Genomic DNA, 14,851 nt, shown 5'->3' with positions numbered 1-14,851 from the left:
TATGAACTTGGAGCGTTCCGAGCGTATCGAGATCCCGGTATTACCTTTACGAGATGTCGTGGTTTATCCCCATATGGTCATTCCATTGTTTGTGGGTCGTGAAAAATCGATCCAATGCCTAGAAGCAGCAATGGACAATGACAAACAAGTGTTACTAGTGGCGCAAAAAGAAGCGGATACTGACGAACCTAGCACGGAAGAATTATTTAAAACCGGTACCGTCGCCACCATTTTACAATTATTGAAACTGCCAGACGGTACAGTAAAAGTCTTAGTGGAAGGCCAACAAAGAGCCAAAGTTCACGCTTTTATCGAACATGATTTCTTTATGGCTGATGCCGAGTTTTTACCGACTCCGACCATTGATGAGCGCGAGCAAGAAGTGATTATTCGTAGTGCGATTAATCAATTTGAAGGTTTTGTAAAGCTCAATAGCAAAATTCCACCAGAAGTGCTTACCTCGCTTAATGGTATTGATGATGCCGCGCGTCTAGCCGATACCATTGCCGCTCACATGCCTTTAAAACTGAATGATAAACAGCGAGTGTTGGAAATCTCAGATGTGACCGAGCGCCTAGAGTTCCTAATGGGGATGATGGAATCGGAAATCGACATACTGCAAGTTGAGAAACGCATCCGTGGCCGAGTGAAAAAGCAGATGGAAAAATCTCAGCGCGAGTACTATTTGAATGAGCAAATGAAAGCCATTCAAAAAGAACTGGGCGATATGGATGATGTTCCCGATGAATTTGAAGCGCTGCAGAAAAAAATCACTGCTGCTAAAATGCCAAAAGAAGCTCGCGAGAAAACCGAGCAAGAACTGCAAAAGCTCAAAATGATGTCACCGATGTCAGCAGAAGCGACCGTAGTGCGTAGCTATATTGATTGGATGGTTGGCGTTCCTTGGGCTAAGCGTTCAAAAGTGAAAAAGAACTTAGCCAAAGCAGAAGAAGTACTTAATGCCGATCATTATGGTCTAGAGCGTGTTAAAGAACGCATCTTAGAGTATTTAGCGGTGCAAAGCCGAGTGAATAAGCTCAAAGGCCCAATTCTGTGCTTGGTCGGTCCTCCTGGCGTGGGTAAAACCTCTCTAGGTCGCTCGATCGCCGAAGCTACGGGTCGTCAATATACTCGTATGGCATTAGGCGGCGTGCGCGATGAAGCAGAGATCCGTGGGCATCGCCGCACCTATATTGGTTCTATGCCAGGCAAGTTGATTCAAAAAATGTCGAAAGTTGGGGTGAAAAACCCATTATTCCTATTGGATGAAATCGATAAAATGGGCTCTGATATGCGCGGTGACCCATCGTCAGCGTTACTTGAAGTGTTGGATCCTGAACAAAATAATGCCTTTAACGACCATTATCTTGATGTGGATTTTGATTTGTCCGATGTGATGTTTGTGGCAACATCGAACTCAATGAATATTCCAGGTCCGTTATTGGATCGGATGGAAGTTATTCGCCTTTCGGGTTATACCGAAGATGAAAAACTCAATATTGCCAAAGATCATTTAACTGAAAAACAAATTGAACGTAATGGCTTAAAACCTTCAGAGATCACCATCGAAGATTCAGCGATTGTGGGCATTATACGTTATTACACCCGTGAAGCGGGCGTGCGTAGCCTAGAGCGTGAGATTTCCAAGATTTGCCGTAAAGCGGTAAAAAATATCTTGTTGGATAAAGATCTTAAAACCGTCACCGTTAATATGGAAAATCTTAAAGATTATCTTGGAGTTCAACGCTGTGATTACGGTAAGGCTGATGACAGTAACCGCATTGGTCAAGTGACAGGTCTTGCCTGGACTGAAGTAGGTGGCGACTTACTCACCATTGAAACCCAATCTATGCCAGGTAAAGGCAAGCTTACTTATACCGGTTCGCTGGGTGATGTGATGCAAGAGTCGATTCAAGCAGCCATGACCGTGGTGCGTTCTCGGGCTGAAAAATTGGGTATTAATCCTGACTTTTACGAAAAACGTGATATTCATGTACATGTACCTGAAGGAGCAACACCAAAAGATGGTCCAAGTGCCGGTGTTGGCATGTGTACCGCATTGGTGTCGAGCTTAACCGGTAATCCGGTACGCGCCGATGTGGCGATGACGGGTGAAATTACTCTGCGCGGTGAAGTGCTTCCGATTGGCGGATTGAAAGAAAAACTATTGGCGGCGCATCGTGGCGGGATCAAAGTTGTACTCATTCCGAAAGAAAATGAGCGTGATTTGGAAGACATTCCAGCCAATGTTATTGCCGATCTGGTGGTCAAGCCAGTGCAGTGGTTAGATGAGGTTTTAGCTGTAGCACTAGAAAATGACCCTACAGGTTGTGTGATTGGTATCACAAACTAGTGATATTAAACATATTTAGTTAAAAGATTAGCGCTGACAAGGCGGAAAGTACTTGTCAGCGTTTTTTTTCAAGGCTAAGTTAGGTCTTTATAGACCCGAGCTACTGGTCGCAAAGACTTTAGCAATAAAGGCTCAGGCTACAAATTAATTTTATTATGGAACGGATGCTACTTATTGACATAAGTGGCGATAGAGGGGAGCAACAAGTGAATAAGACTCAATTAGTAGAAAAAATTGCTGGCGACGCAGACATCTCTAAAGCAGCCGCTGGTCGTGCATTAGATGCACTTATTGAAACAGTAACAGAAACACTAAAAGCAGAAGACCAAGTCGCATTAGTTGGTTTTGGTACTTTCAGTGTTCGTACTCGCGCAGCTCGCACTGGTCGTAACCCTAAAACGGGTGATGAAATTCAAATTGCTGAAGCAAAAGTACCAGCATTCAAAGCAGGTAAAGCACTGAAAGACGCGTGTAACGCATAATAAATCATATAAAATTGAGTTTTTTCGAATTAACTCAATCTTTCTCAATCAAAAGGCGCATCTTACTGGTGCGCTTTTCTTTTTCTGATATTATCGTAGACATTATTTTAATCTTGCCAAATGCGGTTATCGCGCTTGGTGACAGTCAGTATTTAGAGAGCAATTAAATTATGATGGATCGACTACGCGAAGGCGTAAATGGCATCGCAATTAAAATCATCTTAGGATTAATCATCCTTTCATTTGTATTTGCGGGTGTAAGCAGTTATTTAGTGGGTGGCGGCAGCAGTGTTGCAGCAAAAGTCGGACATACTGAAATTGATCGTAGCTCGTTTGAACAAGCTTATCAAAATCAACGTAATCGAATGCAATCTCAAGGTGGCAATCAATTCTCTGCCATGATGGGTGATCCTCAATACGTGGCGGCATTTCGTAAAAACGTATTAGACCAAATGATTAATGATGAGCTATTACAACAATATGCTGAGTCGTTAAATCTACGTATTAGTGACAAGCAAGTGCGCGATCTACTGTTGACCATGCCTGAATTCCAAAAAGACGGTAAATTCAACCAAGATATTTATTCTGCTACGCTACGCCGTGCCGGATTCTCAGCCGACAGTTTTGCGGAATACCTGCGTAAAAACTTAGTCCGCAGCCAAGTCGCCAATTCTATCCAAGCCAGTGAGTTTGTGTTGCCAACTGAAGTTAAAATGGAAACGCAACTTCTTACTCAGCAACGTGATATTCAATCATTTACCTTGAATGTGGCCGATTTCGCTAAGCAAGTGAAAGTGACAGGCGATGAGCTACAAGCGTATTATAAGTCGCATCAAGAAGCCTACACTCGCCCAGAGCAAGTGAAAGTCGCATACCTTGAGCTTTCTGCTGAGCAATTGAAAAAATCTATTACCATCACAGATGCAGACACACAAAAATACTACCAAGACCATTTAGATAAATACTCATCGAAAGGTCAACGTAAAGTGGCGCACATCTTAATTAAAGGTGATGAAGCGAAAGCAAAAGCTATTTTGGCGCAATTAAAAGGCGGAGCAGACTTTGCGACTTTAGCCCAAAAAGATTCTGCTGATGTTGGCAGCGCAAAATCAGGTGGTGACTTAGGTTGGATTGAAAAAGGGGTTATGGATCCAGAATTCGAAAAAGCGGCTTTTTCACTCAAAAATAAAGGTGAAATTTCAGATGTCGTGAAATCAAGCTTTGGCTATCACATCATCATGCTAGAAGACGAGAAACCAGCTCAAGCTAAACCTTACGCTGATGTTGTTGCCAGCATTAAAGCCGATTTGATCGATGAAAAAGCAGTCGATAAATTTTATAAACTGCAAACCAAACTTGAATCAGTTGCATTTGAATCACCAGATTCTTTGGACGATTCAGCCAAAGCGGTCGACGGTACGATCCACAAGACGGATTTTATTTCAGAAGCCAATGCACCAGAAATACTTAAGTCAAAAGATGTGTTGAAAGCACTAAAAAGCTCTGATGTTAAGAATGAAGGCTTAAACTCATCCGTGATTGAGATTGCACCAGAACATGTGGTTGTAGTTCGCATTGAAGATAAGCGCAGTGAAACTGTATTACCATTTGAGCAAGTGAAACCTCAACTTGAGCAAGCGGTCGCGGCAAGCAAAGGTGAGCAAGAAGCGCTATCAACGGCGCAAAAAATGGTGAAAAGCCTTAAAGCGGGCGATGATTCTGTTCTTAGCGCGCAGAATGTGAGCTTTGGCAAATCACAAACCATCGACCGTCGCTCTCCATTGGCTGTGAATGTTTATGCGATGCCCCATCCTGCAGGTGATAAACCGGTTTATGGCCAATCTCGCGATCAACAAGGCAACATCGTGGTGGTGAAATTAAATAAAGTGACCACTAATGATAATGCGCAATTTGCTCAACAGATCAGTAACCAACTGCTACAAATGAATAATCAACAAGATCTCGCGGCCATCATTGCATCATTACGTGAAACGACATCAATTGAATATCACGGATTAAAAGAGCAATAAACTCACCGTTATATATATTGAGACTAAAAGGTTGCCGCTGGGCAGCCTTTTTTTATAACACTACAAGGTGCTTGTGTGAGTCCTTGAATGTCCAAGCAATGTAAAATAATCCAAATTTGAGAACACTCACTTTTTAATATATAAAAAGACGATAAAGATCAAAAACTAAACACATTATCTATACTATTAATAGTTGCATCAAATTTTATTAATCCCTTTTGAGTAGAACCGTTATTAAACCTTTAGGTAAGTTCATTTTTCCATTGGCATTAGTCAGTGCTTCTGCCATGGCAGCAGGACCTTCTTTATACGAAATTGGTACAGATGATGTCGGTTTAGCTGCCGCCGGCATGGCAGCACGGGCGCAAGATGCGTCAGTACTTGCAATTAACCCTGCGGGTTTATCACATGTTAAAGGCAAGTCTTTTACCGGTGGCGCACAATTATTAGTTGGTGATAATGACTATACCCGAGATACTGGTCAGACTGCTGATAATGTGGTGGGTGCATTGCCAACGGTATCGGCGTTTTATAGTCAACAGTTAGATGACAAATGGACGGTTGGTCTTGGTACTTACGGCAACTACGGCAGTGGTGTTGATTTTGGCGATGCATTGAATGTCGGTAATAAAGCCACAGTGTTAAATAAAGCGACCTTAATGTCTTTGATTAGCGCACCTTCGGCTTCTTATCGATTTAATGAACATTGGTCGGTTGGTGCGGCGCTTGATATTAACTACGGTATTTTAAAGCTTGAACGCAACGGTATTGATGGCGGAAAACTAAAATCGGATGATCACGATTTTGCTTTTAGCGGAAAAGTTGGGGTACTCTATGAATACAGTGATGATACTCGTTTTGGTTTGAGCTATTTAAGTGAAACGGACTTTGATCTGGATGCAAAAGACCTATCTGACTATGGTTCACTGGGCTTAAATTCGGTGGTCAAAACCCCACAGCAAGTGATGTTCAGTGCATTTCATCAACTAAATGCTTCTTTCGCCATTATGGGCAACATTGGTTGGCAAGATTGGAGTCGTTACTCTGATAGTGAAATTAACGCCAATGCTAACATTAAGGGTAACAATGTATCGTCCTCTGGTTCTTCAGGTGACTCATTATTTAGGGGTGCAATATCAAATCAATCAAGATTGGTTATGGAATATGGGGGTTGCGTTTGATTCTAGCTTCTATAGAAACCAAGATATACTTCATTGACCGTACCTTCTGGCGATGCGTGGCGTATCGGTACAGGGGTGAAGTATCAGCTTGATGAGACACAATCAATTGGTTTAGCATTTGAATATGTGCCAATTGAAGATTCATACGTTCAAGGCCTTGTCAGTGGCTCTTATGCTAGTGCCTTATACTTCCTGATGATGAACTACAGCTGGCAGAGCATCTAAACAATGATCGTAGCGTTGATGAGTTCAGCATTGTAATGAGGGTGCATCAACGCACATAAAGTTGTAATTATGATGTTGTTCAACAGAGTGTCTCTATGCGAAATGTCCCATGTCCATATTTGAGACACCGCTAGATTGAAATCTTTACTAGGCTCAAATTTCAACTTTAAAATGGAGATTTAGCCGATGCGAATTTTACGCAGTTTATGTTTATTATTGATGGTCACTTTTTTACCTATGGGGGTTGCGGTGGCTGCGGATACCGACGCTCAACACGAAGGGATCGAGATTACGGTCAATGTTAATACTGCCGATGCTAATGAAATAGCCACAATGCTCAAAGGTATTGGTGAGAAAAAAGCGCAACAGATCGTTGACTTTCGGACTGAAAATGGAAAATTTAAAGATCTGGAATCGTTAAAGCAAGTCAAAGGGATCGGGCAATCGACCATTGATAAAAACAAAGACCGCATTTTGCTGTAGCTTTAAGAGAGAAATAAGGTTTAACAGTAAAAGCAGTTATACGATTTTAGCGCTTAGCTTATCCCTAAGCGCTTTTTTGTACTTACAAAAGCAGGATGGGTAAAGCATAAAGCTAAAATTAAACCAGTGAGTGAGCCAAATAGATGAGCATTTATCGCAACCCCTGCACCAATTAATGCTTCACTGCCGGTAGGCGAGCCAAAGCATTGTTCCCAAGTGATTTTCACCGCTAATCCAATCGCGAGTAACAAGCTTGCTTTACGTCCTTGTCGCCATTCTTTTATCGCATAAAAACCAAACAATCCATGTAATACGCCAGATAAACCTACGTAAACTTGAATGGAGGTTAACAATAATAAGCTGCCAACCGATAAACAAAGCAGCAACAATACTGCAGTATATGTTCGGATGGTAAATTCTGCTCGGAAGATATAGCTGATCAGCCATAAACCGGCCATGTTCATACCTAAGTGATAGAGATTGGTATGAGTGAAATTTCCTGTTACGATCCGCCATACTTGCCCACCGGCAATCAAATGACTATCCCATAGCATCCAATTGTGCAATGTAGGCAATTGAAACAGCGCCATGACAGCACTTATTATCATTAGTAAACGGAACAAATAACGTCCTTATGTCTCGATATTGTCTTCAATGCGGCAAAGCTAAACTTGCTTGTATTTGCCAATGGATCACACCAATTTTCGCCCAAACGCAGTTGGTGATCTTACAGCATCCATCAGAAACCAAACGTCCGATGGGCAGCGCTAAGATTTTAACATTAAGCTTAAAGGATTGTTTGTGTTTTGTGGGAGAAGATTTTAGTAAGCACCCGCAACTTAATACCTTATTGAGTGAGCCTAATGTTAATACCGCAGTTTTGTATCCCAGTGATAGCAGCCTAGCGATAGAGGATTGGTTATTATTACTGGGTCAGTCGCGCATGCTTAGCAAGCAAGATAAGCAGTCACCGGCTCAAATGACGGGCACAGAACAGAGTGTGACAAAGCAGCGCTTAATTTTACTCGATGGTACTTGGAAGAAAGCCTATAAAATGTGGCAACTGTCCAGTAATCTTCATCACTTAACCAAAGTTCAACTCTCGGCCGATGTGATGGGAAATTATCGTATTCGTAAAGCGCCAAGTAGCCAGCATCTTTCTACCCTCGAAGCGGGCTGTTATGCATTACAGGTACTTGAACCTTATATTGATTTTAGTTCGCTTATTTATTGTTTCGAAAAAATGGTGGATTTTCATATTGCCCAAATGCCCGATGGTGTATTTGAACGTAACTATCTAAATAAATAAGGGACATGAATAGATAATAAAACTAAGTCGCTATGATTTATTTTGCTAAATAGATGAGTGAAGTGTATCCTTATTTCTAGCTAGTCAGTAGGAAGACGCATGCATTCGGTTTTTTAAGGATAAAATGTTTAACCAAATAATCATTTCATTTATAGCGTTTACTGCTTTGTTGTCTACTGCCGTTGGTGCACAGACAAACCAATCTCACGCGTCAAATCCTCAATCAAATGACCTTATCGGCCCGCAAGAAAACCCAAACAACGATCGTATGTTTCCAATTTGGGGAAAAGAAGCGCGCGACCGAGGCTATGTGTTACCAAAAACCTACGGCTTATCCTTAAGCTATTTTTCGATGGATCAACCGATCAATATTAATTCTATTAACCTTTCTGGTCCTATCAAAGGCTTACCAAATAAAGATTTAAGCACGGTATCTAATGCCATATTTGACCAATATCTTGATATATCGGATGCCAAACAAGAAGCAACCAATGTGACGTTACGGGCCGATATGTGGCTATTTCCGTTTTTAAATGTTTATGGTTTGGTTGGCGTGACCGACGGTACTAGTTCAGCTCCTATTACCTGTAAATCTGGTCGTCCTACACGAGTGATTGGTAATCCTTTAGCGCCGATAATGAATCAAATCTGTGGAAAAAACCCAGACGAAACCCGCCGGATTGGCACCTTTGATCTTGATTATCGAGGGACGACTTATGGCGTCGGTATGACTGTCGCTGGAGGTGTCGGCAATTGGTTTACTATTGTGGATATGAATTATAGCCGTACCGAACTCGACATTTTAGATGGACAAATTGATTCGGTCGTAATTAGCCCACGGATCGGTTATCGCTTTATGCCACTAAATAAAGAGTTAAGAGTCTGGGTTGGCGCGATGTATCAAGGAGTGCAACAAGAAATGGGTGGCGAACTTAATGATATTTTATCAGGTCAACTGCGCGCCAAGGTGAATCAAATCGCTCCAGATGGCAAGTTCAATGTAAAACAAGAACTCGAATCAGAATGGAACACCACGCTAGGCTTTAACTATGTATTAAATTCAACATGGGATGTGATCACAGAGTTTGGTTTTGGTGAAAGAACCAGTGCGTTTGCTGGCTTAGAGTATCGATATTAATTGATGAAAAACATTTTTATTTACTTCAGTGTTGTGGTGTTTTACTCGACCCAAGCTTGCGCGGTGGTGCCACTATGGCCAGAGAAAAAAGATCATAAAAAAAATGCGATCGATCGGATGTTAGATGGTCTTGGTGCCAGTGGCGATTATGATCCCAGTAAAAAAATAGATTTTTCGGTATTACCTGGGCCATTTTATACCCCTGAAATGGAATTTGGTATTGGCGTTTCTGCCGTCGGGCTTTATCATGCGGCCAGTGATACGAGCCATGAACAACCTTCCAGTGTGACCATTAACGGCTTTGCTTCCAGCAATTTTTCAGCCGGTATTACGGTGCATAATATTACCTTTTTAAATAATGGAGAGCATCGGCTTGAGTTATTAGCCGAAATATCAAAAGCGCCGGATGTGTATTATGGCAGCGGCTATGATGCAGGAAAAAAAGACAGTAATAAGATTGATTTTACCCATGAGATCTTCCAGTTTTCTCCCAAGTATTACTATAAATTAAGACCAAATTTATTTGTTGGGGTTGGTTTTGATTATCAAAAAGTTCAAGCCAGTAGCGCAGAATTTAATAATGTCGGCGTAGGTATGCCAGAGATATTAGATGATAACGAAGCGTTAGGTCTGGTGGTTAACTTAACGTATGATTCACGCGATTATGTATTAAATCCTTATACCGGATGGCTGTTTCAGGTGGATATGGCGCAATATTTTGAAGCACTAAGCGATGAAAACTTTACCACTTATAATGCGGTGCTATCGAACTATATTGATTTAGAGCCGGTACCAGGGGTGCTAGCTTGGCAAGTGAAAGGCGCTTTTACTAATGGTGACGTGCCGTGGAATTACTTACCCGAAGTGGGCGGTGCGGACAATTTAAGAGGCTATATTGAAGGTCGTTACCGTGATAATCAAATCCTCTACACTCAAGTTGAGTATCGTTTACCTTTATATGGGCGTACCGGCATGGTGACTTGGGTCGGGGCGGCAAGTTCGGGCGAACAAGTTAATCAAATCGGTAAAGATGTGTTAATGAGTTATGGCGTTGGCTACCGTTTTCGAGTCAAAGATAGAGTGAATTTACGTTTAGATTATGCCATTGGTGAGGATGAGTCTATGGTGTATTTCAATGTTAATGAGGCATTTTAATGAAGAATATTGGCTTAGTGATATTGTGTCTGTTACTAAGCGCCTGTAGTGCGACCACCAACCTCTCTGTAGATCATTTAGAATCGAGCCTGCAAAGTGAGAATTTCACAGAGCATACTGTGACGCTTAATAACCGCGAGCATCATACTCAATTCCATTATTGGGATAACCAAAAAGTCAGTGACAATACTGTGATCCTGATACATGGTGTCGGTGGCGATGCCTTATCAAACTGGCAATCGACCATGTTAGCTTTAGGTGATAAATATCGAGTGATCGCGCCAGATATTTTATGGTATGGCCAATCGATTAGCGATCTCACTCCAAGTTTAGAAGACCAAGTCACCGCATTAGCAGACTTGCTTCAGCAGTTGGACATTCAGGGAAATGTACATTTAGTCGGCCATTCTTATGGGGGGTTTATTGTGTACGGTTTGCTCGCCAATAATGACCTCGCGACCACTGCCACTATTATTTCTAGCCCCGGCGGCGCATTTGATCAAACCGATCTCGATGCGCTAATGACTCGCTTTGATATTAAGCAACCGAGTGATTTATTTGTACCGCAAGATGATGTGGGATTAAAGCGTTTAATGAATGCCACCAGTGAAGACCCATTACATGTTCCCGCCTTCACCATGGGTGGATTTTATGATAAATATTTTGCCAGTAACGCACAACAAAAATCGTATATGCTCAATCACTTGATTGCGTCACGTGATGATTTAGTTGCAAAAGTAACGCATAAAAAATCGCAGCCTAACGGTTTGCCCCCGATGCAACTTATTTGGGGTGAAGATGACCGAATTTTCCCACTTGAAAATGGAATGTTGCTGTCGAAACAATTGAGTGCGCCTCTTTATATTGTGACCGGAACGGCGCATAATATTTTGCTAGAAAAGCCCGATACCATAAATCGATTGTTGAATCACTTTATTAAGCAACATGCTGCTCTATCGGACATAAACCTATCGCCTCAACTTGCCGTGAAATAGCAAGGCCGTAAATATAGACACTTAATATGGGCACTTTAATCGTTAAGGTAGAACCTGCATGAAAAACACACCATGGATATTTGCTTGCTTGTTGTTTGGAGTAACGGGTTGTTCATCAAACTCATGGCAAGAAACGACTCAGCCGCAAGCCAGCGATGTGGCTCAGATCCTCGCGTCGGCCAAACCTATCCGCCAAGACACGATATCAAGCGCAACCAGTTTTGAATTGCCCACCGAAGTGCGTCCTTGTTGCGCTTTTGGTAATCGTCAACGAGTGGAAGTGGGCAAGATTAAAGTGCCGTTTTTCCAACTGCCGAATACTGCAGATATTGATGCTTTAGGTTTGCATATTTATGGTTCTAGTCAGTTTTCAATGCGAAAAAGTGATGATTCAAATGTGGTAGAAGGTGAGCATAATGGTATTTTGTATACCGTAAAAGGCGGCTTTATCGATCTGGCGCATGTTCGTGACACTGCCGATAATACCGTCGGGCTTTTTTATAAAATCTACCCTAAGTTGGGGCAAGAATTTAGCATCGAATTAGAGCCAGAATTAGGTGCGCGCAGCATTCACTTTAAAGCGTTCCCAACCGAGCATTTAACTGAGCAACAAAAAAGAACATTGAGTATTGAACTTGCGGCCTATTACGCATTTAAAATGGCGCAAGGGCATGAAATCTCACAATGGCATGGATTTAAAAGCTTTCCACTGTTTCCAGAGTTAGTGTCGGCTTATTCATTAGAAGATCTGTATTCCAATATGTTAGGCGCTAAGTTGGCCTCTAAATTGGTGATTGATAATCTTGCCCTTTCACTCAATAGTTACAACCGCAATATGACAGTCTGGATCCAGCAAGCGCTTGAGTATTTACAGCCACTTAATAAAGAATTAAGTTCTGCTGCGTTTAATGCGGTAGATGGTATTTGGTGGGACTCACATGTGCCAATCCCACAAAAATACATGATATTAAAGCGTAACTATCAATTAACCATGCAACAAACACCGGCGTTATTGACTCGCTCAATAATCAATCAAGGGGACAATACAGATCTTGACCCTGTGATACCCGATGATATTAAACCGTTAACTTTATCTTTAACCGATCGCGATTTTAATATTGTGTTTGATGATATTTCGTCGATGAGCATGAAAATAGAGAATAGATACCTGGATTCCTTTAGCGATCATATTCCTGCAAACTTATATCCGGATAATACCTTAGATAGCAAGGTATACCCACAGATTGGATTATATGATCAACAGTTCGATAAAAAAGAATACCAAGCAATAATGGACAAGCGGGAGCAAAAGTTGCAATAAGGGTTGTGAGTATTGAATCGTTAATGGGAGCAGAAGGATCAAACCGATGATCCTTCTATTTTACTAAAGGGGATTAATGACGTTAGCTAATCTCATCTAACGTCAGTTCAAAGCTTGGTGCGAATACGGTTAAGAAATAACGCATTTCAGGAGTTTCGCGCTGCTTTAGGGTTAACTCTAAACGGGCTTTTGCTTGTTCAAATTCATGGTTTCCTGCCGAAAGTTCTTCTAAGCATTTTAAATAAGCACACAGGCTATCGGCTTGTTTTACTAGCGCTTGATCTTGTGGGTCGATGGCATCACTAATCAAAAATGGTGCAAAATCTTGTTGTATCTCTTCGGGCAGCATTGCCACCAGTCTTTTCTCTGCTTCAAGCTCAATCTTTTTATATTCTTTAGCAATCGCTGGGTTGTGATATTTGACCGGGGTCGGTAAGTCGCCAGTCAACACTTCGCTGCTGTCGTGATACATACCCAGTAACGCGATCCGCTCTGGGTTCACATTGCCGCCAAATTTTTTGTTTTTAATGATGGCAAGGGCATGGCCGACAAACGCGACTTGCAGGCTGTGCTCAGAAATATTTTCAGCTGAAATTGAGCGCATTAATGGCCAGCGTTGGATCAGTTTCATTCGCGCCAGATGAGCAAAAAAATGGCTTGGTTGGTGCGGGTTATTATCTGGGTTATTGTTTGCGGTATTGTCTGGATTATTTTGTGGGTGGTTATTATCGAATTCAGCGTTCATACGACGTCCTGCTAGATGAGAATCATAAAGGAGAGATAGGGGAATAAAATCGGCTTTATTCAATCCGTGTCGAATAAAGCCGAATGTTCATTATTGAGAATAAGTAGACAAAAATCGCTCAAAACGACCAATGGCAACTTCAAGATCCTCTACATGCGGTAAGGTGACGATACGGAAGTGGTCTGGTTGCTTCCAATTAAAGCCAGTGCCTTGTACCAGTAATACTTTCTCTTGTACTAAGAAATCGAGCACCATTTTTGCATCGTCTTTGATGTTGTATTTTTTGGTGTCAATTTTAGGGAACAAATACATCGCCCCTTTAGGTTTGACACAAGTGATACCGGGGATCTGAGTGATCAACTCATAGGCTTTATTACGTTGTTCGAGTAAACGTCCACCAGGCAATAATAATTCATTGATACTTTGATAGCCACCCAGCGCCGTTTGGATCGCATGTTGCATCGGCACATTGGCACACAAGCGCATTGACGACAGCATATCCAAGCCATCAATATAGCCTTTGGCCAAATGTTTTGGTCCAGTTAAGAACATCCAACCGCCACGGAAGCCACACACACGATACGCTTTTGATAGTCCATTAAAAGTCGCCATTAGCACATCGTCGGCTAGGGTTGCGATCGAAGTATGGGTTGCGCCTTCGTACAATACTTTATCGTAGATTTCATCAGCAAAAATGATCAAACCGTGTTGGCGGGCAATTTCCACCACTTCGAGCAAAAAGTCACGGCTATAAACAGCGCCGGTCGGATTGTTTGGGTTAATCAATACAATCCCGCGGGTGGTCGGGGTGATTTTCTTTTTAATATCCTCGAGATCAGGATACCAATCAGACGACTCATCACAGATATAATGTACCGGCTTGCCACCTGCCAGTGAGGCGGCTGCGGTCCAAAGTGGGTAGTCGGGAGCGGGGATCAATATTTCATCGCCATTATTGAGCAGAGCTTGTAGAGACATAACGATCAATTCGGAGGCGCCATTACCAATGTAGACATCTTCAACTTCAAGCTCACGCAAGCCTAATTTCTGATAATGTTGCACCACCGCTTTACGCGCTGAATAAATGCCTTTTGAGTCACAATAACCTTGAGAAGTTGGCAGGTTACGAATTACATCGACTAAGATTTCATCAGGGGCATCAAAACCAAATGGGGCAGGGTTACCAATATTGAGTTTTAATATTTTTTGCCCTTCTTCTTCCATGCGCTTGGCATGTTTTAAGATCGGACCTCGAATGTCGTAGCAGACATTATCGAGCTTTGATGACATCTCGATGTTTTTCATGGCAGGTTCTCGGCTTTCGGAAATGATAGTGATTTAAGTTACACTATTTTTTAGGTGCAAACCACTGAAAAAACAGGTGAGCACAAGTAAGGGGATGAGGTATAATGCGGTTATTGAACATCATTAAAA

The 14,851-nt window shown here is 42.0% G+C and carries 14 protein-coding genes; 11 read left to right on the top strand and 3 right to left on the bottom strand.

Features of this window, described 5'->3' with window-relative positions; all coding sequences use genetic code 11:
* The first annotated feature begins 1 nt into the window (after nucleotide 1).
* The 6 genes from lon (at nucleotide 2) to GFB47_RS07425 (ending at nucleotide 6,754) form a co-directional block, all read left to right on the top strand.
* On the top strand, nucleotides 2-2,353 hold the full coding sequence (gene lon, locus GFB47_RS07445) for an endopeptidase La (RefSeq protein ID WP_153447408.1): 2,352 nt from the start codon (nucleotides 2-4) through the stop codon (nucleotides 2,351-2,353).
* Between the two features lie 206 nt (nucleotides 2,354-2,559).
* Nucleotides 2,560-2,835, top strand: coding sequence for an HU family DNA-binding protein (locus tag GFB47_RS07440; RefSeq protein ID WP_153447407.1), 276 nt, complete (start codon nucleotides 2,560-2,562; stop codon nucleotides 2,833-2,835).
* Nucleotides 2,836-3,005: 170 nt separating this feature from the next.
* A complete protein-coding gene (ppiD, locus tag GFB47_RS07435) occupies nucleotides 3,006-4,865 on the top strand; it encodes a peptidylprolyl isomerase (protein WP_153447406.1) in 1,860 nt (619 codons plus the stop codon).
* 218 nt (nucleotides 4,866-5,083) lie between these two features.
* On the top strand, nucleotides 5,084-6,046 hold the full coding sequence (locus tag GFB47_RS07430) for an OmpP1/FadL family transporter (protein WP_225874253.1): 963 nt from the start codon (nucleotides 5,084-5,086) through the stop codon (nucleotides 6,044-6,046).
* 33 nt (nucleotides 6,047-6,079) lie between these two features.
* Complete coding sequence (locus GFB47_RS16565) at nucleotides 6,080-6,271, top strand: hypothetical protein (protein ID WP_225874252.1); 192 nt, start codon at nucleotides 6,080-6,082, stop codon at nucleotides 6,269-6,271.
* A gap of 186 nt (nucleotides 6,272-6,457) precedes the next feature.
* A complete protein-coding gene (locus GFB47_RS07425; protein ID WP_153447405.1) occupies nucleotides 6,458-6,754 on the top strand; it encodes a ComEA family DNA-binding protein in 297 nt (98 codons plus the stop codon).
* A 53-nt stretch (nucleotides 6,755-6,807) separates the two neighbouring features.
* Here GFB47_RS07425 and rrtA read toward each other — a convergent pair whose 3' ends face one another.
* Nucleotides 6,808-7,344: a rhombosortase gene (rrtA, locus tag GFB47_RS07420; RefSeq protein ID WP_225874251.1), complete on the bottom strand. Its 537-nt coding sequence runs from the start codon at nucleotides 7,342-7,344 to the stop codon at nucleotides 6,808-6,810.
* Between the two features lie 44 nt (nucleotides 7,345-7,388).
* On the opposite strand from rrtA, the gene GFB47_RS07415 reads away from it, so the two are divergent.
* From GFB47_RS07415 to GFB47_RS07395, 5 genes are all read left to right on the top strand, one after another.
* Entirely contained in the window at nucleotides 7,389-8,063 is a 675-nt protein-coding gene (locus GFB47_RS07415) for a tRNA-uridine aminocarboxypropyltransferase (protein WP_153447404.1), read from the top strand.
* A 124-nt stretch (nucleotides 8,064-8,187) separates the two neighbouring features.
* Nucleotides 8,188-9,201, top strand: coding sequence for a hypothetical protein (locus GFB47_RS07410; RefSeq protein ID WP_153447403.1), 1,014 nt, complete (start codon nucleotides 8,188-8,190; stop codon nucleotides 9,199-9,201).
* A gap of 3 nt (nucleotides 9,202-9,204) precedes the next feature.
* On the top strand, nucleotides 9,205-10,356 hold the full coding sequence (locus tag GFB47_RS07405; RefSeq protein ID WP_153447402.1) for a BamA/TamA family outer membrane protein: 1,152 nt from the start codon (nucleotides 9,205-9,207) through the stop codon (nucleotides 10,354-10,356).
* Nucleotides 10,356-11,351, top strand: a complete 996-nt coding sequence (locus GFB47_RS07400) for an alpha/beta fold hydrolase (protein WP_153447401.1) — start codon at nucleotides 10,356-10,358, stop codon at nucleotides 11,349-11,351. The genes GFB47_RS07405 and GFB47_RS07400 overlap by 1 nt, the downstream gene beginning before the upstream one ends.
* A gap of 58 nt (nucleotides 11,352-11,409) precedes the next feature.
* The gene (locus GFB47_RS07395) at nucleotides 11,410-12,672 is read left to right on the top strand and encodes a DUF4056 domain-containing protein (RefSeq protein ID WP_153447400.1); all 1,263 of its coding nucleotides are present in this window, start codon (nucleotides 11,410-11,412) and stop codon (nucleotides 12,670-12,672) included.
* An 82-nt stretch (nucleotides 12,673-12,754) separates the two neighbouring features.
* Here GFB47_RS07395 and yfbR read toward each other — a convergent pair whose 3' ends face one another.
* Both yfbR and GFB47_RS07385 read right to left on the bottom strand, forming a co-directional pair.
* Nucleotides 12,755-13,417, bottom strand: a complete 663-nt coding sequence (gene yfbR, locus GFB47_RS07390) for a 5'-deoxynucleotidase (RefSeq protein ID WP_153447399.1) — start codon at nucleotides 13,415-13,417, stop codon at nucleotides 12,755-12,757.
* A gap of 90 nt (nucleotides 13,418-13,507) precedes the next feature.
* Nucleotides 13,508-14,722: a pyridoxal phosphate-dependent aminotransferase gene (locus tag GFB47_RS07385; RefSeq protein WP_153447398.1), complete on the bottom strand. Its 1,215-nt coding sequence runs from the start codon at nucleotides 14,720-14,722 to the stop codon at nucleotides 13,508-13,510.
* Nucleotides 14,723-14,851 lie beyond the last annotated feature (129 nt).

Origin of the sequence: Vibrio algicola (assembly GCF_009601765.2) — a bacterium.
Taxonomy (GTDB): Bacteria; Pseudomonadota; Gammaproteobacteria; order Enterobacterales; family Vibrionaceae; genus Vibrio; species Vibrio algicola.
Note: the sequence above shows the minus strand (reverse complement) of the source record. Positions and strands in the feature narration are given on the sequence as shown.